The organism is Thiofilum flexile DSM 14609 (genome assembly GCF_000380185.1).
GTDB lineage: Bacteria > Pseudomonadota > Gammaproteobacteria > Thiotrichales > Thiotrichaceae > Thiofilum > Thiofilum flexile.
This window is the reverse complement of the sequence record NZ_KB904760.1, coordinates 23694-45919: the sequence shown is the minus strand read 5'-3', so window position 1 is coordinate 45919 and position 22226 is coordinate 23694. Positions and strand designations below refer to the sequence as shown.

21 protein-coding genes are annotated in these 22226 nt (G+C 45.1%); 10 read left to right on the top strand and 11 right to left on the bottom strand.

All coding sequences use genetic code 11. From position 1 onward, the window contains the following. Positions 1-21: 21 nt before the first annotated feature. The 6 genes from A3IK_RS0108100 to A3IK_RS0108075 all read right to left on the bottom strand — a co-directional run bounded on the left by A3IK_RS0108100 (position 22) and on the right by A3IK_RS0108075 (position 5321). Positions 22-789, bottom strand: coding sequence for an ABC transporter ATP-binding protein (locus tag A3IK_RS0108100; RefSeq protein ID WP_020559481.1), 768 nt, complete (start codon positions 787-789; stop codon positions 22-24). A 3-nt stretch (positions 790-792) separates the two neighbouring features. Then, positions 793-1581 carry an ABC transporter ATP-binding protein gene (locus A3IK_RS0108095; RefSeq protein WP_020559480.1) on the bottom strand — a complete coding sequence of 263 codons (789 nt, stop codon included), beginning with the start codon at positions 1579-1581 and terminating at the stop codon, positions 793-795. Continuing rightward, on the bottom strand, positions 1578-2597 hold the full coding sequence (locus A3IK_RS18885) for a branched-chain amino acid ABC transporter permease (protein ID WP_020559479.1): 1020 nt from the start codon (positions 2595-2597) through the stop codon (positions 1578-1580). Before A3IK_RS18885 ends, A3IK_RS0108095 begins: the two co-directional genes overlap by 4 nt. Positions 2598-2600: 3 nt before the next feature. Further along, complete coding sequence (locus A3IK_RS0108085; RefSeq protein ID WP_020559478.1) at positions 2601-3470, bottom strand: branched-chain amino acid ABC transporter permease; 870 nt, start codon at positions 3468-3470, stop codon at positions 2601-2603. A 43-nt stretch (positions 3471-3513) separates the two neighbouring features. Then, the gene (locus A3IK_RS0108080; protein WP_020559477.1) at positions 3514-4701 is read right to left on the bottom strand and encodes an ABC transporter substrate-binding protein; all 1188 of its coding nucleotides are present in this window, start codon (positions 4699-4701) and stop codon (positions 3514-3516) included. A gap of 278 nt (positions 4702-4979) precedes the next feature. Continuing rightward, positions 4980-5321, bottom strand: a complete 342-nt coding sequence (locus tag A3IK_RS0108075) for a hypothetical protein (protein ID WP_020559476.1) — start codon at positions 5319-5321, stop codon at positions 4980-4982. Between the two features lie 79 nt (positions 5322-5400). On the opposite strand from A3IK_RS0108075, the gene A3IK_RS0108070 reads away from it, so the two are divergent. The 5 genes from A3IK_RS0108070 to rlmKL all read left to right on the top strand — a co-directional run bounded on the left by A3IK_RS0108070 (position 5401) and on the right by rlmKL (position 10844). Then, the gene (locus tag A3IK_RS0108070) at positions 5401-5823 is read left to right on the top strand and encodes a VOC family protein (RefSeq protein ID WP_020559475.1); all 423 of its coding nucleotides are present in this window, start codon (positions 5401-5403) and stop codon (positions 5821-5823) included. Between the two features lie 174 nt (positions 5824-5997). Beyond that, a complete protein-coding gene (katG, locus tag A3IK_RS0108065; protein ID WP_020559474.1) occupies positions 5998-8208 on the top strand; it encodes a catalase/peroxidase HPI in 2211 nt (736 codons plus the stop codon). Between the two features lie 174 nt (positions 8209-8382). Continuing rightward, a complete protein-coding gene (locus tag A3IK_RS0108060) occupies positions 8383-9045 on the top strand; it encodes a 7-cyano-7-deazaguanine/7-aminomethyl-7-deazaguanine transporter (RefSeq protein ID WP_020559473.1) in 663 nt (220 codons plus the stop codon). A 131-nt stretch (positions 9046-9176) separates the two neighbouring features. Continuing rightward, a complete protein-coding gene (locus tag A3IK_RS0108055) occupies positions 9177-9872 on the top strand; it encodes a tellurite resistance TerB family protein (protein ID WP_020559472.1) in 696 nt (231 codons plus the stop codon). Between the two features lie 3 nt (positions 9873-9875). After that, positions 9876-10844 carry a bifunctional 23S rRNA (guanine(2069)-N(7))-methyltransferase RlmK/23S rRNA (guanine(2445)-N(2))-methyltransferase RlmL gene (gene rlmKL, locus A3IK_RS18880; RefSeq protein ID WP_020559471.1) on the top strand — a complete coding sequence of 323 codons (969 nt, stop codon included), beginning with the start codon at positions 9876-9878 and terminating at the stop codon, positions 10842-10844. A 191-nt stretch (positions 10845-11035) separates the two neighbouring features. Here the strand turns inward: rlmKL and xseA are convergent, their stop codons facing one another. Beyond that, positions 11036-12361 (bottom strand): exodeoxyribonuclease VII large subunit, encoded by a 1326-nt coding sequence (gene xseA / locus A3IK_RS0108045; protein ID WP_020559470.1) that lies wholly within the window; start codon positions 12359-12361, stop codon positions 11036-11038. 109 nt (positions 12362-12470) lie between these two features. On the opposite strand from xseA, the gene sppA reads away from it, so the two are divergent. Continuing rightward, on the top strand, positions 12471-13427 hold the full coding sequence (gene sppA / locus A3IK_RS0108040) for a signal peptide peptidase SppA (protein ID WP_020559469.1): 957 nt from the start codon (positions 12471-12473) through the stop codon (positions 13425-13427). Between the two features lie 179 nt (positions 13428-13606). Beyond that, a complete protein-coding gene (locus A3IK_RS0108035) occupies positions 13607-14788 on the top strand; it encodes an acetyl-CoA C-acyltransferase family protein (protein ID WP_020559468.1) in 1182 nt (393 codons plus the stop codon). Positions 14789-14839: 51 nt separating this feature from the next. Here A3IK_RS0108035 and A3IK_RS0108030 read toward each other — a convergent pair whose 3' ends face one another. Further along, positions 14840-15487: a TetR/AcrR family transcriptional regulator gene (locus tag A3IK_RS0108030; protein ID WP_020559467.1), complete on the bottom strand. Its 648-nt coding sequence runs from the start codon at positions 15485-15487 to the stop codon at positions 14840-14842. 209 nt (positions 15488-15696) lie between these two features. Then, positions 15697-17163 (bottom strand): nucleobase:cation symporter-2 family protein, encoded by a 1467-nt coding sequence (locus tag A3IK_RS0108025; protein ID WP_020559466.1) that lies wholly within the window; start codon positions 17161-17163, stop codon positions 15697-15699. A 143-nt stretch (positions 17164-17306) separates the two neighbouring features. On the opposite strand from A3IK_RS0108025, the gene prfB reads away from it, so the two are divergent. From prfB to A3IK_RS20275, 3 genes are all read left to right on the top strand, one after another. Continuing rightward, a protein-coding gene (gene prfB, locus A3IK_RS0108020) for a peptide chain release factor 2 (protein ID WP_110690365.1) occupies positions 17307-18402 on the top strand; the annotation gives its coding sequence in 2 pieces (ribosomal slippage) (positions 17307-17378 and positions 17380-18402; 1095 coding nt in all). A gap of 15 nt (positions 18403-18417) precedes the next feature. After that, complete coding sequence (lysS, locus tag A3IK_RS0108015; protein ID WP_020559464.1) at positions 18418-19920, top strand: lysine--tRNA ligase; 1503 nt, start codon at positions 18418-18420, stop codon at positions 19918-19920. Positions 19921-20223: 303 nt separating this feature from the next. Further along, on the top strand, positions 20224-21672 hold the full coding sequence (locus A3IK_RS20275) for an exonuclease domain-containing protein (RefSeq protein WP_020559463.1): 1449 nt from the start codon (positions 20224-20226) through the stop codon (positions 21670-21672). Positions 21673-21699: 27 nt separating this feature from the next. Here the strand turns inward: A3IK_RS20275 and A3IK_RS0108005 are convergent, their stop codons facing one another. Together A3IK_RS0108005 and A3IK_RS0108000 are read right to left on the bottom strand one after the other, a co-directional pair. Then, positions 21700-21972 (bottom strand): type II toxin-antitoxin system RelE/ParE family toxin, encoded by a 273-nt coding sequence (locus tag A3IK_RS0108005; protein WP_020559462.1) that lies wholly within the window; start codon positions 21970-21972, stop codon positions 21700-21702. After that, positions 21972-22220 carry a type II toxin-antitoxin system RelB/DinJ family antitoxin gene (locus A3IK_RS0108000; RefSeq protein ID WP_020559461.1) on the bottom strand — a complete coding sequence of 83 codons (249 nt, stop codon included), beginning with the start codon at positions 22218-22220 and terminating at the stop codon, positions 21972-21974. Before A3IK_RS0108000 ends, A3IK_RS0108005 begins: the two co-directional genes overlap by 1 nt. Positions 22221-22226 lie beyond the last annotated feature (6 nt).

Sequence of the window (22226 nt, the reverse complement as noted above, 5' to 3'; positions counted from 1 at the left end):
AAATAGCCTTTTGAGTTCGTGTTACATGCCGCCGAGATAGGCCGCTTTGATACGTTCGTCATTCTTGAGAGCAGCAGACTCCCCACTGAGTACCACGGAGCCGAGCGCCATGGCATAGGCACGATGGGAAATGCTCAGTGCCATACGTGAATTTTGCTCCACCAGTAGCACCGATACTTTTTCATCACGGTTAATGGCGACAATCGAGCGGGCGATTTCCTGCACCAGTTTAGGGGCAATCCCAAGTGAGGGTTCATCCAGTAATAACAGTTTGGGCTTAGCCATCAGCGCCCGCCCGATGACCATCATCTGCTGCTCGCCACCGCTGAGAGTACCTGCCATTTGCCGATAACGTTCGCGCAGGCGCGGGAAGCGTTCTAGTACACTGTCGAGTGTAGTTTGAATGCCGGCCTTATCGGTGCGGGTGAATGCGCCCATGAGCAGGTTGTCGCGGATACTCATATAGGGAAAGACCCGACGGCCTTCGGGCACCATGGCAATTCCCTGTTTGACAATCTCGGCCGGATTTAAACCCAGAATGGATTGCCCACGAAATTGTATGGCACCAGAGCGGGGGCGGCTCAATCCGGTAATAGCTCGCAAGATGGAAGACTTGCCCGCACCATTGGCACCGATTAGTGCTACGGTTTCGCCTTCGTTGACGGCAATGGATACCCCCTTGAGGGCATATACATGGTCATAATACAGCTCGATATTATCAAAGCCGAGCAGATGGGGCGGCGTTTCGACAGCCGCTAGGGGCTGAGCTGGGGTAATTGGCTCGGTCATGGCTTACATTCCTATCGCGTCATCTTCACGCCCAAGATAGGCTTCGATGACCTTGTCATTGTTGCGAATATCCTCAGGGGTGCCCTCGGCTATTTTTTCACCGAAGTTAATCACCACAATGCGGTCAGAAATTTTCATCACCGCAGGTATGTCATGCTCCACCAGCAAAACGGTAATGCCGCGCTCCTGCCGCACATTCTGAACCAGTTGCACCATGTGCATGGTTTCATCGTGATTCATTCCGGCAAAGGGTTCATCCAGCAGCAGAACTTTGGGGTCAGTCGCTAGCCCGATGGCAATCCCCAGCGCCCGCAAATTACCTTGTGGCAGGTTGGAGGCCAGCTCATTAGCAATGGCTCCCATGCCCAGAAACTGAATAATCTCATCGGCTGAACGCGCAAAAGCGGCTTGATCCTGTCGAGCTGCAGCACTGCCCCAGAAGTATCCGGCGAGACTAGCTTTAGCCCGCAGATGGTGAGCAATAATAATATTCTCACGCACCGTCATAGCCCGAAAAATAGTGGTTTCCTGAAAGGTACGCACCACCCCCTTACGCGCCACAATATGGGGAGCAAGGTCAGAAATGCGCTCACCCTTGAGGCGTACTTCACCCTCGGAGGTATGCAGAAAAGAGGATATCAGCTTGAATAGGGTGGATTTACCCGCACCATTCGGGCCAATGACGGACAAAATCTCGCTCGGCTGTACCGTAAAAGATACTTTATTAACAGCAGTCAGGCCGCCGAATCGCCGCGTGACCTGATCGACTTCCAGAATAGGATTTGGGTTCATGGTGTGGCTCCTGAGGGCTGTTTGTCGGGGCTAGCTTGCGCTGGTTGTTTGGCCTTACGTGACAGACGCAGACTCAACAGGCCATTAGGTAGTACTAGCATCAACAGGATTAGCAAGGATGAATAGATCAGGAGCTGATATTTGCCCGTAGTGAATAATAGATCCCAGCCAAAATACAAGAGCAGGGTGCCGAGCATAGGGCCGAATACATAGCCGAGACCGCCTAAGAAGCAGTTGAGCATGAAATTAACCGAATCCACCACCTGAAAACTGGAGGGGTAAATAGACTGGGAAATATTCACAAAGCTAGCCCCAGCAATACCACCAAAGAAGGAGGAAATGGAATAGGCCAGTATACGCAGATAGGTGATATTCACCCCAATGGAAGCTGCCAATTCTTCATTTTGTTGCAAAGAGCGGCATAGATGCCCCAGACGGGAATGCACAATGCGGTATAGCACAGCATAGCTCAGGATCATCATAATCACGGCTGCGAGATAAAAAGCGAGCTTGGGATTTGCTAAAGTGCCAAAATCCGGAATCAGGGTCAGACCGAACAGGCTTAGCTCTGTGGGTAGCGGAATATTCACTATTCCTCTGGCTCCATTGGTAATGGGCAGCGCTAGTGCAGTCAGGCGTACCACTTCGGTCAGTACCAGTGTCACCATAGCGAAATAAACCCCACGCAGGCGCAGGATCGGTAGGCCAATCAGCACACTCAAGAGGGCGCAAAATAGCCCCGCCAGTGGCAGAGTCAGCCAGAAATTCATACCCGCCTGTGTCACCAGAATGGCGGAGACATAGCCCCCCACCAGTGCATAGGCACCTTGACCAATATTAATGCGCCCGATGTAAAAGGTTAGCCAAACCCCCGCCGAGGCTATCGACAGTAGTGCGACAGAGGTTAGGGTATAATAAAAGTCCCAGCGTCCGGAGCGTTCAATCAGCCACGGCACTAAGACCAGTACCAGCGCCAGAAATAGCCCGACACCCAATAATTTCTTGAATAATGTCATGGCTTAACCCCACGGTTTGCCCATTAGACCTTGCGGGCGGAATGCCAGAAAGACCATTAGGGAGGCAAAAATAATCAGATAGGTCACATCACCATAGGCAGCTAATACGGTCAAACCCACAGATTCCATCATGCCGAGAATGAAGCCTCCAGCAATTGCGCCAGAGATAACCCCAGCACCACCGATCATAATCATCATGAACGCCTTGATCGAGGTCGGTCCCCCCATGCCGAGGTTAACGCCGGTAATACTTACCAATAATCCACCCGCTACTCCGGCTAACATGGCACCGAGGGCAAAGCCAAACATGGAATAACGGTTTACATCCACACCCATGAGTTGTGCGGCGGTACGATCCTGAGCCAGTGCTCGCATGGCGCGTCCGGTGCGGGAGTAGCGCATATAGAGGATAAAGGCAGCCACCGCAGCCAGTGCGAGCAGCCCCACCACAATACGGTCATAGGGCATGATAATGCGGAAATCCCAGTTAAATACGCCATCAACGATTTTGGGAATACCGCGTTGCTTTTCACCAAACAGCAATAGAATCACGGCATCCAGAAAGAAGGCAATCCCGGCGGCTAGCAGCATGGTGCTTTCCTCGCGTACCGAGCGAGCCACCACCGGGCGAAACAGGTACTTTTCCACCCCCGCACCCATCAGAGCCAGCAGTAGCCCCGACACCAGTATTCCGAGCAGAAACGGCAGGCCGAGCTGGGCGACTACCGTATAGGTGATGAAGCCACCCAAGACATACATTTGTCCGTGGGCGAAATTCAACACATTCATTAGCGAAAAAATCAGGGTTAGACCCAGCGCAATCAAAGCATACTGGGCACCCAGATACAGGCCATTAGCAATAATCTGCTCCATGACGGCTCCTTATTGGTGCAGGGGGGCTTACACGGAATAGACCTCAGTCAACTTCAGCCACAAACAGGGTTTTGAATTCACCGTCTTGATAGACATTCACCACGAGTGGTACGGCTAGTTGGCGTTTTTGCCCGAATGAAGTTGTGCCTACATATTTGAGCTTAGCCTCACCCTTCATATAGGGATTGGGAGCTTCAAAGGTATCAACCGTTTTCTTAAAGGCTTCCACATCCTTGATCGCCTCTGGATTGGCTTTCAAGGTGTCTAGAATGTATTCCAGTGCATAGACTTTGGTGTTGGATTCGTCGTTATACTCGCCAAATTTTTTGGTATAGCGCTCGACAAATTCACGCATCATGTCCGAGGCAATTTCTGGGGTAGAAGCGCCACCGACTGAAATAAAGCCATTGGCTAGTTCTCCGGCACCTTCTTTGAGTACTTGCGCATCTTGGGCAGTTTCGGTAGAAATCAGTCCGGTGTAGCCAAGTTCGCGGGCAGAGCGGATGAGCTGCGGTGCATTGGCTGGTGATACCCCCGACAATACTAATAGATCGGGCTGGGAGCGAATCACTGGTAGCAGTACGGGGGTAAAGTCAGTGGTGTCAACTTGGTAGGTTACGTTATCGGAGACGACTTCTAATCCTAGTGCTTTAGCAGCCTCTACACCGCCATCACGCTGGCTCAGTGGGTCGGATTCATTAGCCGCGACAAAGGCAGCTTTTTTAACGCTCTTGTTATCTTTGAGGTATTTATAGATAGCGGGGCCGGACTGGTAGTTAGCGACCATACCTAGAATGGCATTGGAAGCAGGGGGCGCATAGAGGGTTTTAGGGAAGGCGTAGGGGAAGTAGATAATGCCATTCTTTTCAGCTACCGGACGCACCGCAGCAGCACCATCGTCCACATTCGGGCCTACTACATAATGGATACCTTCTTGAGCCATTTTTTCCATGCCAGCAATGGCACGTTTGGGGTCTTTCTGGTCATCAAAGGCGACGATTTCAACATTGTAGGTTTTGTCGCCAATTTTTACCCCGCCGGTTTCATTGATCCAAGCGGCACGAGTTTCCATCGAGCGCTGGTTAGAAATACCCCAAGCGGCGGCTGGGCCACTGGTGACACCGACAAAGCCGATTTTGAGTACTTCGTTATCCGCCTGTGCGACCGACAAGCCTAGGCTTAGGGTAATCATTCCTGCTAATAGGGATTTCAGGAATACACGTTTGCTCATCAATTTTCTCCTTTGGGGGTAAGAATCGACCCTTCGGTCACTCAACAGCACTGACACACAGAATGCTTATATGAGCAGTGAATATGCAGAAAGTGTGCCATGCGTCGGAATGGATGAGCGATAGGAAGAGCATAAGTGCTTGTCATGGTGGGCTTATTTATGTGTATAAAGCCGACCATGACAGGGAGTGAAAGTTAGATGAGTATCTCCGGTTAGATATTTGCTGTTATGACTTCATGCACCATTTTGGTTATAGTCGTTGGTGGCAGTATGGGGGGCTATTTCAGGAGATTGTCGCCAAGTAGCAGTTTTTTTGTATCTCCACCCACCCGAATGCTTTGAATTAGAAGATAGGCACTCAGGAATAATGCACCGCCAAAAAAAGCCAAAACTCCCAAGGCCAGACCTGAGCCAGAAAAGCGATGACGCCACGATACCCAAAGCGCTGAAAAAGCGAACATAAACATAAAATCCAGATTAAATTGGCCTGGCCACTCTAGTTTTGCCATGTCACCGAAAAAGATCGGTAGTAGATTCAGCCCATGGTTAGTAATAACAATGCTGGTATAGATAAATAAAGCTAGAAAAATGGCAATAGTTAGAAGTCGAAAGAAAAGCATTGGTAAACTCGCATATTCTTGGTAATTGAAAATTTAAGCTAATGTCATAGATTTTAGTAACCATGTTGGTAGTTATCAATTGAAACAAAATATTATTCACATTGCCCTAGTCGTCAGGGACTATGACGAGGCTATTGATTTTTATGTTAATAAGCTGCGTTTTGAGTTGATTGAGGATACCCCTCAGCCAGAGCAGGACAAACGCTGGGTTGTGGTTGCACCGCCCAACTCACAGGGAGCTAGCCTGCTCTTGGCAAAGGCATCTAAGCCAGAGCAACTGGATTTCATCGGGAATCAAACGGGTGGGCGGGTATTTTTGTTTCTCAATACCGATGATTTTTGGCGTGATTATGAGCATATGTTGTCCATAGGTATCCGGTTTGTGCGTCCACCTCAGCAGCAGGATTATGGCATGGTAGCCGTCTTTGAGGATCTCTATGGTAATCGTTGGGATTTATTACAGTTAAAACCGGATCATCCGGTGATGGCTAGGTTAGTATAAAAAATATTTATAAGCAGAAAATATGCCAAAAATGACCCTATTGATCATCCAAAAATAAGATCGATATGTCAGATACAATCCATTTGGTTTATGAAAGCCTCCTACGTTAAAATAAGATTTGTTGTCATAGGTTGTATATAATTTAATCTTAAACTAGGAAGAGGAGGTCAAAAGATGAGTGATATCAGTAAATGTCCGGTAGCTGGACATGGTAAACCATCTGCCGCTAAAACCGGCCAAGGTCCCAGTAATAATGATTGGTGGCCGAATCAACTCAAACTCAATATTCTGCGCCAACACGGTGCACACTCGAATCCTATGGATCCAGACTTTGACTATGCCAAAGCCTTTAAAGCGCTGGATTTACAAGCGGTCAAGCAAGACCTATATGCCTTAATGACCAATTCCCAAGACTGGTGGCCGGCTGATTATGGTCATTATGGGCCATTCTTCATTCGTATGGCGTGGCATAGTGCCGGTACTTACCGTATAGCCGATGGGCGCGGGGGCGCTTCTACAGGGAGTCAACGTTTCCCACCGCTCAATAGCTGGCCGGATAATGTCAATCTCGACAAAGCTCGTCGCCTCTTGTGGCCTATTAAGCAAAAATACGGCAATGCCCTATCGTGGGCTGATCTCATGATCCTGACGGGGAACTGTGCGCTAGAGTCCATGGGCTTTAAGACCTTTGGTTTTGGTGGTGGACGCGAGGATATTTGGGAACCAGAGCAGAGCATTTACTGGGGTTCTGAGACCGAGTGGCTCGCAACTAGTGATAAGCCTAATAGCCGTTATTCGGGTAAGCGTGATCTGGAAAACCCACTCGCTGCTGTCCAGATGGGCCTGATCTATGTTAACCCAGAAGGGCCAGATGGCAACCCTGACCCACTCGCCTCCGCCCAAGACGTGCGTGAAACCTTTGCTCGCATGGCAATGAATGATGAAGAAACTGTGGCGTTAGTGGCAGGTGGTCATACCTTTGGTAAATGCCACGGTGCAGGGCCTGCCTCTAATGTGGGGCCTGAACCGGAAGCAGCACCACTGGAGCAGCAAGGTTTGGGCTGGAAAAGCAGTTTCCACAGCGGCAAAGGTGCCGACCAGATTGGTAGTGGTTTAGAAGGTGCTTGGACGCCTACTCCTATTCAGTGGGATATGAGCTATCTGGATATGCTATTCAATAATGAATGGGTATTGACCAAAAGCCCGGCGGGTGCTCATCAGTGGACGCCGAAAGTGTCCGATGACAGCAATATGGCTCCCGCTCCGGATGATGCTACCCAGAAGCGCCCCATTATTATGACGACCGCTGACATGGCTATGCGTATGGACCCCGCGTATGAGGCCATTGCACGACGTTTTCATCAAAACCCCGCAGAGTTTGCCGATGCCTTTGCCCGTGCTTGGTTTAAATTAACTCACCGCGATATGGGGCCACACGCTCGCTATCTTGGCTCAGAAGTTCCGGCTGAAGCCCTAATCTGGCAAGACCCCTTACCCGCGCGTGACTATGAGCTGATTGATGCTCAGGATATTGCGAGCCTCAAGGCTAAAATTTTAGCGAGTGGCTTAAGCATTGGCGAGTTAGTAGCGACTGCGTGGGGTTCTGCTAGTACTTATCGCGATTCCGATAAGCGTGGTGGTGCTAATGGTGCGCGTATTCGCTTAGCTCCGCAAAAAGATTGGGCAGCTAATCAACCTGCACAACTGGCTAAAGTACTAGCCGCGCTAGAGCAAATACAGCAAGACTTTAATAGTGCTCAAGCGGGCAATAAGCGCGTTTCACTGGCTGACCTGATTGTATTAGGGGGTAGTGCTGCTGTAGAGCAGGCCGCGAAAAATGCGGGGCATGATATTAGTGTGCCCTTCAGTGCAGGGCGCGTGGATGCAACACAGGATCAGACCGATGTGGAGTCATTTGCAGTACTTGAGCCTGTTGCGGATGGTTTTCGTAATTATCACAAAGGTTGTAGCGGACGCGCAGAAGATATACTGGTTGATAAAGCTCAGCTCTTGACCTTGAGTGTGCCTGAAATGACGGTGCTAGTCGGTGGTTTGCGTGTACTAGGGGCCAATACCGACCAGAGTAAACTAGGTGTTTTCACTCAAAAATCGGGTCAGCTCAGTAATGACTTTTTTGTCAATCTGCTCGATATGGGTACGGAGTGGAAGGCGACCTCCGATGCCAATGTCTTTGATGGTTATGAGCGCAACAGTGGTGCATTAAAATGGATGGGGACACGAGTCGATCTAGTCTTCGGTTCCAATTCACAACTACGTGCTATCGCTGAAGTCTATGCCCAACACGATAATGGAGCAAAATTTGTGCGTGACTTCGTCGCGGCTTGGAGCAAGGTGATGAATCTAGATCGCTTTGATCTAGCTTAAGTTTTACGAGTCTAGCCAATAGAGTAACTATCTAACCCCCACCATAAGATTCTTAGGTGGGGGTTTTTTATGATGAGTTCATCATGAGTAGGTATTGCATCTAACACATACTTCACTATAATCACCGCCCGACTTTTGGGTTCCCTCACCCCCAACTAACAAAAAGGTTTTAATATGAATATGTCCTTCGCGCCGAGTCGCAATCCCTTACCTATTTTGGTGATGTTTCACCTCCTTGTCATTGCAGCGAGTAATTATCTGGTACAAATTCCAGTGAGTTTTGGCAGTGTGACCGTGACATGGGGAGCATTTACCTTTCCCTTAGTTTTTTTAGCGACTGATTTGACAGTGCGTTTATATGGAGTGGCTTTAGCACGCAAAATTATTTTCTTTGCGATGTTACCGGCTTTAATTCTGTCTTATGTATTTTCGGTGATTTTCTATCAAGGTGAGTTTCAAGGGTTAGCGCCTTTAATGAGCTTTAATAGTTTTGTTGCGCGTATTGCCCTAGCTAGTTTATTGGCTTATTTGATTGGGCAACTGTTAGATGTCAAAGTATTTAGTTTAGTACGACAACGTTTCACTCAAGCCTGGTGGGTCGCTCCGGCACTATCAACATTAATCGGTGGCTTGGTGGATACATTAGTATTTTTTGGCGTAGCGTTTTATCAAAGCTCAGATGCTTTCATGGCTGCTAATTGGCCTGAAATTGCGGCGGTGGATTATGCGGTGAAATTATTAGTCAGCTTATTGATTTTTGTGCCAACCTATGGTGTGGTGATGCGTGCCATTGCACAATGGTTTAGCAAAGATCGAATGGCTGCTAGTAATGTTTGAAAATACTTAAAACAGTCCTACTAAGAATACGAGTATTACTGACGCGCACTCGATTTCGAGCTAAGCTTAATTAGGCATTAAGCTACTACTGGCAGTTGTCAACTTTTACCCAAAGTGGAAAGGAAGAGATAATGGATATTGCAAATTTAGTCGATCAATTCTTAAAAACTGGCAAAGACATGGCTCAAAAAGGGCAGTCTATGGCACAAGATCAACTGAAAGGTATTAACAATAGCGATGACCCTATGGCGAAACTGAAAACAGGCGCGATGGCGGCTGGGGTATTAGCCTTGTTATTGGGTACTCAACGGGGTAGAGGTGCTACTTCAACCGCTCTGAAAGTAGGTAGTGTAACTGCTTTAGCCGGTATGGCGTATCAAATGTACCAAAAATGGCAATCTGGCCAATTAGGGGGCAATACCGCACAAGCGGCTGATGCGTCTACTACCGCTGCACCTCCTGCCTTACCAGCCGCTCAAGATACCGTAGAGGCTACTCGTCTTGATCCTGAAACCTTATTAAAGGTCATGATTGCGGCTGCTAAAGCTGATGGCCATGTTGATCAAGCTGAATTAACCACCATTCGTGATCAACTAAAAAATTATGAATTAGGCGATCAACTCAATAACCTGATTCTTAGCGAAATGACTAAACCGACTAGTGTTAACGATATTGCAGCACTAGCCCATGACGATAAGGCTGCTGCGATTGAGATCTATCTGGTTTCTAAAGTGGTTGTAGGTGAAGAAAGTGAAGCAGAAAAAGCTTATCTAGCCCAACTACAACAGGCACTAGGTCTACCTGATGCACTGGTACAAGGCGTCTAAGGTATGGTTGAGACAGCATCATTAGCAGAGGCAGTAGAGATTGCACCGGATTTAGCCAATCGCTTACAAAAAAATCTGCGTAAGCTCAAAGGTTTTATTAAATCGGGTCAAACCAATGCTTATCGGATTTATGATGCTGATATACCAGAGTATGCCATAGCGATAGATCGTTATGGCGACTGGCTGCATGTGCAAGAATATGCAGCCCCTAGTACCATTGAGCCTGAAGTGGCTGAGCGGCGCTTACAATTAGCGCTGAATACCTTACCAGAAGTATTGAATGTACCACCTGAGCGGATTGTGCTTAAACAGCGCCGTATGCAAAAGGGGCTAGAGCAATATCAGCGTTTAGGGAGTGCAGGGCAGTCCCTGACAGTATTCGAGCAGGGTGCTCAGTTTAAAGTAAACTTAGTCGACTACTTAGATACCGGCCTATTTCTCGATCATCGCCCGATGCGTTTATGGATGCAGCAAAACGCTAAACATAAGCATGTCTTAAATTTGTTTTGCTATACCGGAGCGGTGAGTGTACATGCGGCTTTAGGGGGCGCAGTACGAGTCGATAGTGTGGATATGTCGGCTACCTACCTCGATTGGGCAGAAGACAATTTTCGCCTGAATAATTTACCAGTAGAAAATTACCGTTTTATTCAAGACGATGTGACCGAATGGCTGCCCGTATGCCCACATCGTTACGACATTATTTTCCTCGATCCGCCGACCTTTAGTAACTCTAAACGCATGCGAGCGGATTTTGATATACAGCGCGATCAGGTATGGCTGATTAATCAAGCGATGAAAATACTTAATCCTAATGGGATATTAGTATTTTCTAATAATTTTCGCCGCTTTAAGCTAGACCCAATTATCTCCGAGCGTTATCAGGTCACAGATTATCATCAGAAGTCCCTGCCGGTCGATTTCGAGCGTAATCCTAAAATTCATGCTTGCTGGTTGATTCAACAGCGTTAGCATAAAGCTGCAAACTGGGATAAAAAAGTCAGCGGGTATTGCTTCCGTAGCCGCTGTAAAAAAATCGTCAGGAACGATTTTTCACGCCAGCCAGAGAGGCGCAAGGATGCGCCGAATAATACATCCATGTACGCTACAAGGCGGCATTCATGCCGCCAAGACTGCTCCAGCAATACCCGCTGACTTTTTGGTTATTTCCTAGTCACGACACTGTTGATAATACCCTCTTGCAGTTGGAGGGTGAGTGTTTCCCCGATCTGCACTTGTTGGGTGCTTCTGACTATTTCCTGATTAGCATTCTGCACAATGGCATAGCCTCGCCCTAAAGTATTCAAGGGACTCAAAGCCTGTAATTGAGCCGCTAAGGATTGCAGCCGCGTTTGGTTTTGGGTGAGGTGATATTCCATACTGCGCGTTAAGTGCTGTTGTAATTGGCTAATGTGTTGCTGAGATTGCAGTATGCGTTTCGTAGGTGTTTGAGTATTGAGGCGAGTAGTGAGTTGCTTGGTTTCAGCTCGTTTTTGAGCTAAGAGGCGTACTATACTGGCTTGTAAGCGTTGTTCTAATTCATCTAGGCGCTGGGTTTTTTGCTGTAATTGATGTTCAGGATTTTGCTGACCTAAGCGGGTAGTGAGTTGCTGGAGCTGTTGTGTTTTAGTTTGTAGTAATCTTCTCCAACTGCGTTGTAGGCGTGTAGACCACTGATTAATCGTGCTGCGCCATGCTTCAATTTCAGGCCCTACTAATTCGGCTGCGGCGGAAGGCGTCGGTGCTCTACGATCTGCCACAAAATCGGCAATTGTAAAATCAATTTCATGCCCAATACCCGTCACGATGGGAATAGCACTTTTATATAGAGCACGCGCGACACTTTCCTCATTAAAAGGCCATAAATCTTCAATCGATCCCCCGCCTCGTGCTAAAATTAATACCTCACAATGTTTAGTATGATTAGCTTGAGCGATGGCTTTAATAATTTGTTCCGCAGCTAAATGGCCTTGTACTAATACCGGATAAATTAACACAGGAATGTGTGGGCAACGGCGGCGTAATACATTTAAAATATCGCGAATTGCTGCTCCAGTCGGCGAGGTGATAACGCCAATTGTTTTAGGGATTAGGGGTAAGGGTTTTTTATGTTCAGTGGCAAATAAACCCTCTTCATTCAGACGGCGCTTTAATGCTTCAAATTGGATTTGTAGTGCGCCAATGCCCGCTATTTCTAATTGATTCACGACAAACTGATAATCACCGCGTGGCTCGTATAAACCGGTATGACCAAAAGCTAGCACTTGTTGTCCATTTTCAGGCTTAAAAGCTAAAGGCCGCCCTTTAAATAAAGCACAACGTAATTGGGCGCTGGCATCTTTGAGAGTAAAATAATAGTGACCGGAACTAGCACGCACTAAATTAGAAATCTCACCTTCGACCCAAAGTGGGGGAAGGGATTGCTTGAGCAATTGATTAACTTCATTATTAAGCTGCGTCACGGTGAGGATGAGGCGTTGATCGGTCATAATCTGCTTGGCATAAAAATTAGAGTAGCGCCTATTGTAAGGTACAATAGGGAAAAATGACGTATTTACATTTGATAATCACGAATAACACAGGATTCAGTTCGCTAATATGGATAATGAAAACAATACACAGGCTATTGATGCTTTAAAAACCATTGCGCTAGAAGGACTTAAAGAACAGCGTCGGTCGCGGCGTTGGGGTATCTTCTTTAAGCTATTGTTTTGGGGCTATTTGTTGGTAATAGGAGGAGTCTTTATTGCCGGCTTATTGGGTTCGGATAAGAGTGACACCACCGCCAAAGCCTCGGCGATTACTGCTGTGGTGGATATTAAAGGGGTGATTATGGATGAGGCTGATGCGAGTGCGGATCTGGTCATTCCTTCCCTGCGCAAAGCCTTTGAGAACCCTAAAACCAAAGCGGTATTGCTACGGATTAATAGCCCCGGTGGTAGCCCAGTACAAGCGGGGCAAATCAATGATGAAATTCGCCGCCTCAAAACTTTACATGAGGATATTCCTATTTATGCTGTGATATCTGATATTTGCGCCTCTGGTGGTTATTACATTGCGGTAGCCGCCGACAAGATTTATGCCGATAAAGCCAGCCTTGTGGGTTCCATTGGGGTACGCATGGATAATTTTGGTTTTGTGGAGGCGATGAATAAATTAGGGATTGAGCGGCGCTTAATCACGGCAGGGGAAAACAAGGGTATGCTTGATCCTTTCTTGCCTGAGAATCCTAAAGAAGTAGAACATATTAAAACTTTGCTCAATATGACCCATCAGCAGTTTATTGATGTAGTGAAAGAGGGACGTGGTAAGCGTTTAAAAGATAATCCCGACCTATTCACTGGCTTGATTTGGACGGGTGAAGGTGCAAAGGATTTGGGCTTAATCGATGAGATTGGTGATGAGCGCTATGTAGCTCGCGAAGTGGTCAAAGCGCCAGTCATGGTTAACTTTACCGCTGAAAAAGATTTTTACCAAAAAATCTCTGAGCAATTAGGGACTTCTGTGAGTCAGTGGTTTATGCAGTCTAGCACGCCACAACCCCGTTTGTATTAGGTATATTAGGATATAAAAAAGCAAGGTAATCTTTATCGTATTGCCTTGCTAACCTTATAGTTTGTCGACATTTTCATAGAATCATAACAAAAAAATCGATGGGCTAGTTGTTATTCATTGGGTTTGACTTTACCCTTAGCTTTCTTAGCTTGCTAACGTTTAACTATGAGGAGTGTTACATGAGCAGAGAAGTTGTTGTTCTTAGTGCAGTGCGTTCAGCGATTGGTGCTTTTGGTGGGTCTTTATCTGATATGGAACCTGCTGAATTAGGCGGAATCGTGATGAAAGAAGCGGTTGCACGTTCTGATGTTGATCCACAACAGATCAATTATGTCACCGTAGGTACCTGTATTCCTACTGATAGTCGTTATGCTTATGTATCACGGGTAGCGTCTATTAATGCAGGTCTTCCTATGGATTCCGTTGCTATGCAATTGAATCGTCTATGTTCTTCCGGTCTACAAGCCATTGTGACTAGCGCCCAAAATATTATGTTAGGTGACACGGACTATGGTATTGGCGGTGGTGTCGAGGTGATGTCACGCGGTACTTATATGCTACCGGCCTTACGTTCAGGTGCGCGTATGGGTGATAGCACCGCATTTGATGCGATGGTTTCCGTATTGACTGACCCGTTTGGCGCAGGTCACATGGGTATTACCGCTGAAAATCTAGCTGAAAAATGGGGTATTACCCGTGAAGAGCAAGATGCGTTTGCGGTTGAATCACAACGTCGTGCTGCAGCAGCGATTGCTGAGGGACGCTTTGTGTCACAAATCGTACCGATTGTTAAAAAGACCAAAAAAGGTGAAGTCACCTTCGCTCAAGACGAGCATGGTCGTGCGGATACTACCATGGAATCCCTTGCTAAAATGCGTCCAGCCTTTAAAAAGGATGGTACTGTTACAGCCGGTAATGCCTCTGGTATCAATGATGGCGCGGCATTCTTTGTTTTAGCTGCTGCTGATGTAGCCGCCAAAGCAGGCCACAAACCGATGGCGCGTTTAGTGTCTTATGCGGTCGCGGGTGTACCGAATCACATTATGGGTGAAGGCCCTATCCCTGCCACTCAAGCTGCACTGAAAAAAGCAGGCTTAAGCTTAGATCAAATGGATGTCATTGAATCTAACGAAGCGTTTGCAGCTCAAGCGATTGCGGTAACTCGTGGTTTAGGTTTAGATCCAGCCAAAACCAATCCGAATGGCGGCGCAATTGCGTTAGGTCATCCGGTCGGTTGCTCTGGTGCGTTTATTGCCACTAAAGCCCTGTATGAGCTACAACGTGTTAATGGCAAATATGCCCTCGTCACCATGTGTATTGGTGGTGGTCAAGGTATTGCTGCCATCTTTGAACGTCTATAAGCTGAAAGAGCTTCTTAGCATTAGAGAGTAGTTATTACTACTCTCTAGGTTTTAGGCTTGAGTGGTTAAACCACAACCTTTTAAAATCACCTCAATTAAGGTCTGGCTAGCCAGATCGTAATCTTTTTGCGTGAGTTTACGCTTACCCATTGCGGCTAAAATCTGAGTCTCAAAATCTGCATAATGCTGGGTCGTCGCCCACAGTAAAAAAATAAAATGTACCGGATTAATCGGGCGTATTTTGCCTTGTTCAATCCAAGCCTCAATGACCGCAACACGTCCCTGAAACCACTCCTTATAGCCTTTGTCTAAGTACAGCTTTAATTCGGGTGCGCCACTTAAAACTTCCTTGGCAAAAATACGTGAGGCGAGAGGGTGAGATTGAGCCAACGCCATTTTATGCTGGATATAAGTGCTCAGCACTTGGTGGGGATCATCTTCGGGCTTAAAATCATTGAGGGTTTGATCCCATAGTTTATGGGTAGTTTCGAGGACTTTGAGATAAAGCTCCTGCTTACTCCCAAAATAATAATGAATATTGGCTTTAGGTAGTTCGGCACGTTGAGCAATTTTATTAATACTAGACCCTTGATAGCCTTGCTCGGCAAACTCTAATTCGGCTGCTTTTAGAATTTTTGCTTCATTAATTCTTCTGATTCGCCCGATTACTTTACTCGATGCATTTGGGGTTTTTGACATAGTGGAATGTCTCTTAAAAATAAAAGATAAAATAGAATATCAAGTACATTGATTATTCTGTCCCTCGGCAAGCGGAGGTATTTTAAGCCTTTTTATTGGCTTAGGGGAATTAAAAAAGAGTAGGGTGATTTTTAGACTACTCGACTCTAATAGGTAGCCGAGTAGAATAATAAGATTTTTTTATAAAAATAGATTAATATATTATCAGGCTATACTGCATCGCTCTGAGCACTCGCGTGGAGTATTGCAGTTAAATCCTTTTGAGCGCCATTAAAAAATAAATTTAATAACACAGCACTAAATGAGGCTAGTATAATACCCGACTCAATTAAGGGGTGAATAGCGTGAGGCAACCATTGTTTAAAATTAGGGGCAATCAGTGGAATCATGCCTATACCAATAGACACCGCGACAATCAGGGCATTATGACGATTGCTAAAATCCACACTCGCCAAAATCCGAATGCCAGTTGTAGCCACCATACCAAACATAACTAAACCCGCTCCGCCTAATACCGCAATCGGTAGGGATTCAACTAAAGCGCCTATTTTAGGCGTTAAGCCCAATAGGATTAGAATAACCCCGCCCATGACACAAACAAAACGGCTTTTAATACCTGTTACCGCCACTAAGCCGACATTCTGGGAGAAGCTGGTATAGGGGAAAGTATTGAATAGGCCGCCAATTAAGGTACCTAAACCATCGGTGCGTAAACCACGCGCTAAAGCTGGTTGATCAACCGAGCGCCCGGTCATAGCACCTAAGGCGAGAAACATACCTGTTGATTCAATCATGACCACAATCATGACTAAGGTCATAGTCAAAATGAGCAAGGGATCAAAAATAGGCATGCCAAATTGCAAAGGTTTGATTAAAGCAAACCAAGACGCATGCGCGACCTTTTCAAAAGTCATCATGCCTAATAAGGTTGCGAATACCCCGCCAATGATAATCCCTAGTAATACCGCAATATTGGCTAAAAAGCCTTTGGCATATTTAGCAATGAGTAAAATAGAGAGTAATACTAGGGCTGAAATACTGATATTAGTCAGGGTAGCGTATTTAGGATTAGGTACACTCGCCGCTAAAGCCAGTCCTTCTGGAGCAGGAGGAATAGTTGTACCCGCAGCAGCTTTTACGGTCTCTAACCATTGAGCATATTCTGGATTAACAATATTGGGGGCTGTAGGGCCGACCGGATTACCAAAAATCCAATTAATCCCGATGCGCATGAGGGTAATACCAATCACTAAAATAATCGTTCCAGTCACTAAAGGAGGGAAAAAGCGTAATAACCGGCTTACTATTGGGGCAATGAGGATGGAAATAATCCCGGCACCAATAATGGCACCAAAGATTTGTTGGGCACCTTCCATTCCGGGCGTGTTTTTAGCCATAGCGACCATAGGGCCTACGGCAGCAAAAGTAACCCCCATCATTACGGGTAAGCGAATCCCAAACCATTGGGTAGCGCCTAATGATTGAATTAAAGTAGCAATCCCGCAGACAAATAAATCTGCCGAAATTAACAGGGCAATTTGTTCAGAGTTGAGTTGTAATGCTTTACCTACAATCAGAGGTACTGCAATAGCGCCTGCATACATGACTAAAACATGTTGCAACCCTAAGGTTGCTAATTGCCCGATTGGCAACTGCTCATCTACTGCATGAGTCATAGTTAGTCTCCGTCATTCAGGTTAAAAAGTCTTAGGCTTAACAGGGTTAATTATGCAAGGTAAATGCCAAATGGCTTACAGTTTATTGAATAGCTTGGTATTATCCCCAGCTCTTTTTATTAGTAGATAAAGTGTGAATTAACATGGAACTCAATCCGATTTATAGCCGTATCAGAGATCTGCAAGAGCGTATTGAGGCGCTGAGGGGGTATCTTTGACTTTGAGGTCAAATCTGAGCGTTTAGAAGAAGTCAGCCGCGAGTTAGAAGACCCTAGCATTTGGAATAATCCCGACCGCGCTCAAGCCTTGGGTAAGGAGCGGGTCTTATTAGACACGATTGTCGGTGGCATTAATAAAATGACCACAGCACTCAGTGATGCGAATGAACTTCTCGAAATGGCGGAAGCTGAGCAAGATGAGGATACCGTCGAGGCGGTGAATACCGAGCTTAATGGTATTCAAGAGCAAGTGGAAAAGCTTGAATTTCAGCGTATGTTTTCCGGTGAATTAGACCCGAATAATGCCTTCCTTGATATTCAGTCTGGTGCGGGTGGCACCGAGGCACAAGATTGGGCTGAAATGATCTTGCGCATGTATTTGCGCTGGGGTGAGGCTAAAGGCTTTAAAACCGAACTCATCGAGGTTTCTCCGGGCGATGTGGCGGGGATTAAAAGTGCCACGATTAGCTTTGAGGGTGAATATGCTTTTGGTTGGCTTAGAACCGAAACGGGTGTGCATCGCTTAGTACGTAAGTCACCGTTTAGCTCCGCTGGAGCACGGCATACATCCTTTGCAGGTGTGTTTGTGGCCCCTGAGATTGATGACAATATTGAAATTGATATTAATCCGGCTGATTTACGCATTGACGTCTATCGGGCATCGGGTGCAGGTGGGCAGCACGTTAACCGTACTGAGTCAGCGGTACGTATTACCCATTTACCGACCAATACGGTAGTGCAGTGTCAAAACGGACGCTCTCAACACCAAAACAAAGACACTGCCATGAAGCAGCTACGCGCCAAGCTCTATGAGTTAGAGCTACTCAAGCGTAATGCAGAAAAGCAAGCCTTAGAAGAAACCAAGTCAGATGTGGGTTGGGGCAGCCAAATACGTTCTTATGTGTTGGATCAATCGCGCATTAAAGACCTACGTACTGGTGTTGAAACCTCTAATACCCAAGCAGTACTCGATGGCGACCTTGATCGCTTTATTGAAGCCAGCCTCAAAAGCGGACTCTAAAACGGATTAAATACAATGAGTGAAACGACTAATCACGATCATCACGATGATAATCAACTCATGGCGCAGCGCCGTGAAAAATTGAAAGCTTTACGGGCAAAAGGGAATGCTTTTCCTAATGAGGTCGTGCGTGAGCATAAAGCGGCTGAACTAGCCGCTCAGTATGGCGAACATGACAAGGAATGGTTTGAAGCTAATACCATCCCAGTGACTGTCGCCGGACGTATCATGTTGCGTCGCATGATGGGTAAAGCTAGCTTTGTCACGCTGTCCGATACTTCAGGGCGAATTCAGCTCTATGTACAGCAAAATACCTTGGGCGAAGAAGCTTTTCATGACTTTGCGCATTGGGATTTAGGCGACATCATTAGCGCAGAAGGTGTGCTATTTAAGACTAAAACGGGCGAATTATCGGTTAAAGTCAAAAGCATTCGTTTACTGACTAAAGCGTTGCGCTCATTGCCCGAAAAGTTTCATGGCCTGACTGATCAAGAGCAGCGTTATCGTCAACGTTATCTCGATCTGATTATGAATGATGAGTCGCGCCATACCTTCCGTATGCGCTCTAAAATCATTAGCTATATTCGTAACTTCTTTATTCAACGCGAATACTTAGAAGTCGAAACGCCTATGCTGCAAGTGATTCCAGGCGGGGCTGCGGCGCGTCCGTTTGTGACACATCATAATGCGCTTGATATGGCGATGTATTTACGGATTGCACCGGAATTATACCTCAAGCGCTTAGTCGTAGGCGGCTTTGAGCGGGTATTTGAAATTAATCGCAATTTCCGTAATGAAGGGGTATCGGTACGCCATAACCCTGAGTTTACCATGATTGAGTTTTACCAAGCCTATGCGACGTATCACGATCTGATGGATTTAACCGAGAGCCTATTTAAAGGGCTAGCACAGGATTTATTAGGTACAACTGAGGTCAAATATCAAGATCAAGTATTTGATTTTGCTAAGCCCTTTGAGCGTATTACAATTCGGGATGCGATTTTAAAATACAATCCTGAGGTAACCGCTGAGCAGATTGATAACCTTGAATCCGCCCGCGAAGTCGCCAAACGTAAACAGATTCACGTCAAAGAGAGTGATGGTTTGGGTAAGGTGCAAATCGCTATTTTCGAGGAAACCGTTGAGCATTTATTGCAACAGCCTACCTTTGTCATGGAGCATCCGGCAGAAGTGTCACCTTTAGCGCGGGCTAAGGATGGTAATCCTTTTGTCACAGACCGCTTTGAGTTTTATATCGGTGGGCGTGAGATTGGCAATGGTTTTTCGGAATTAAATGATGCCGAGGATCAAGCCGAGCGTTTCTTACAGCAGGTGCGTGAGAAAGAGGCGGGGGATGATGAAGCGATGTTTTACGATGCCGATTTCGTGCGGGCGCTAGAGTATGGTATGCCACCGACCGCAGGCGAAGGGATTGGTATTGATCGCTTGGTGATGTTGTTTACTAATGCACCGTCGATCCGCGATGTGATCTTATTCCCACATATGCGTCCGGAATAGATCATAGTGTTTTACAGGCTGTGTAACTTATTGATTTAATAAGCTCTGAATGAGTTGTTACACTTGATTACATAGCCTGTTACACGGTACAAATTACGGTACATGATCTTGTTTTGAGGCATGTACTGTGAGCAAAACCAAGGAGAGCTACCCAAAAAGTGCTAATAATTTAATAGAATTAAAATTTTCTTAAGATTTGTATTGATGATTCTTAGGTTTGAGCATAATGACTATTGTCTAGCCAGTAATTAGTTGGCATATTGCAGTCTTAACCAGTCATTAAGATGTGTTATGAATTAGTATATGAGTCATGACTATTGCAGTATTTGCCTAAATTTCACAATAGTAAAGTTTACTATTGATAATATTTCTATATGTCAAAGATGTATTAATGATATTAATAAATATGGAAAAATGCTTCGCTCAGCACAATGGAGTATTTTTACCATTGAGTCAATTATTAATGAGTATAAAAATGATATAGTTGAGTTTAACTATGAGTACGAAATTACTGAAGGTAGATACTCTTTAAAATCAATGCCATTACTCCCCAAAGAGCCAAACATGGATGAGGTTATGAGGCTAGCAGAGGTAGAGACTAAAAATAGTATTGGTATTTTAAAAGGTATGTATTGGTCTATATTTAATAAAGAAAAAATATTTAAAACACAAATGTCGGTTTTTGATAATTTATACCATTATGAAATAAAAATCTATCAGCAAAATAAGAAAGATGTATTGCTTTTATTGGAGAAGCTTAAAATTGAGCGTGATAATTTTATAGCTAATAAAAGTCAATATATTGATGAAAAGCTATCGAGTTGGATAGAATCTATTGTTAATGATAAGGATGATGCAAATAGTTTGCTATTCAAGCGTATTATAATTAATAACTACAATTCAGAAACTTTCACTTTTGGTATTGCTTGGATAGCAAAACTTATTAGGGCTTATCATCTTGGGTTTATAACTGGGGATGGTAGTGTTTTAGAAAGATTGTTAGATGATGAGCGCAAGAAGGTAAATTTAGCAATTTTAAAGCGAGACAAACACCAGTGTCAGCTATGTGGCGAAACTTACCAACACAGAGGGTTAGATGTTCACCATATCATCCACTTGGATTATTGTGGTACTCATAATTTGAATAACTTGATAACTTTATGCGTTGTTTGTCATAGCAAGCAGCATTCGCATAAAATTACCAATGCTGAGAAGGTTAAAAAGATAAGGCGTGGTGGTGTATTTGTAGTAGTTGATATTGAAACTACAGGATTTTCTAATAATGATGAGATTATTGAGATAGCTGCTATTTTATTTGAGAATGGCTATGCTAAAAGAAAGTTTGGAGGATTGATTTATTCAGATAGAACTATTCCTCCATTAGTAGAAAAAATAACAGGTATTACTAATCAAATGCTTATTGGCAGACCGACAATGGACTATGTTTTTCCTCGTTTTATGAGATTTATTAATAATTTGGATATTGTTGTTCATAATAAAAGTTTTGATGAGAGATTTATAAAGCGTTATGCAGATAAATATGGTTTTATTATAGAGAATCATTTTATTGATACATTGGATTTAGCACGTAGAAAACTCCCACATTTGACAAGTCATAAACTACAGGATCTTGCTTTTTATTTTGATATTAAAGGTATTAATTTTCATAGAGCTTATGATGATGCAATAACTACTGGAAAAGTATATCTTAGTCTAATTAATACTAAGAAAACATCATTAAAAAGAAAATAAGGGTGAGCAATGTAAATATATACCTTCTCAACCAAATAGTTGACTGTGGCTACCAATCCGTACTAGTTTGACTGAATCATTTTCAATGCGATAGATCACTAGCACATCGCCGCTAATATGAAACTCTCTAAAGTCTACCCATTCGCCATTGAGCGCGTGGTCTTTGGCTTCTGCAGGTAGGGGATGCTCTTGGGATAGCAAATAAAGGTATTCCACAAACCGAGTAAAATGTTTATCAGTGAGTTTGATTTTTTCGCTGTCCTTAATAAAGGATTTCAGCCGCGTAAGTGAAAGCGCCATTAGGTGAGGCTATCGCGTAGTTGATCAAGGGTAACAGGTTCACCTTTTTCGCTACGAGCAGCCTTCATTGCTGCAATGGTTTCTTCATTAGGGAGACGCAGGGCAAAGGGAATGCCGTTATTGAGTTTGATTTGCTCAAAGTACATAACAATAGCTTGGGTAGTGGTGATACCTAGGCGAGACAGAATGTCTTCCACATCCTGTTTGAGTTCGGGAACTACCCTAGCATTGATAATAGCGGTTTTCATGTGACT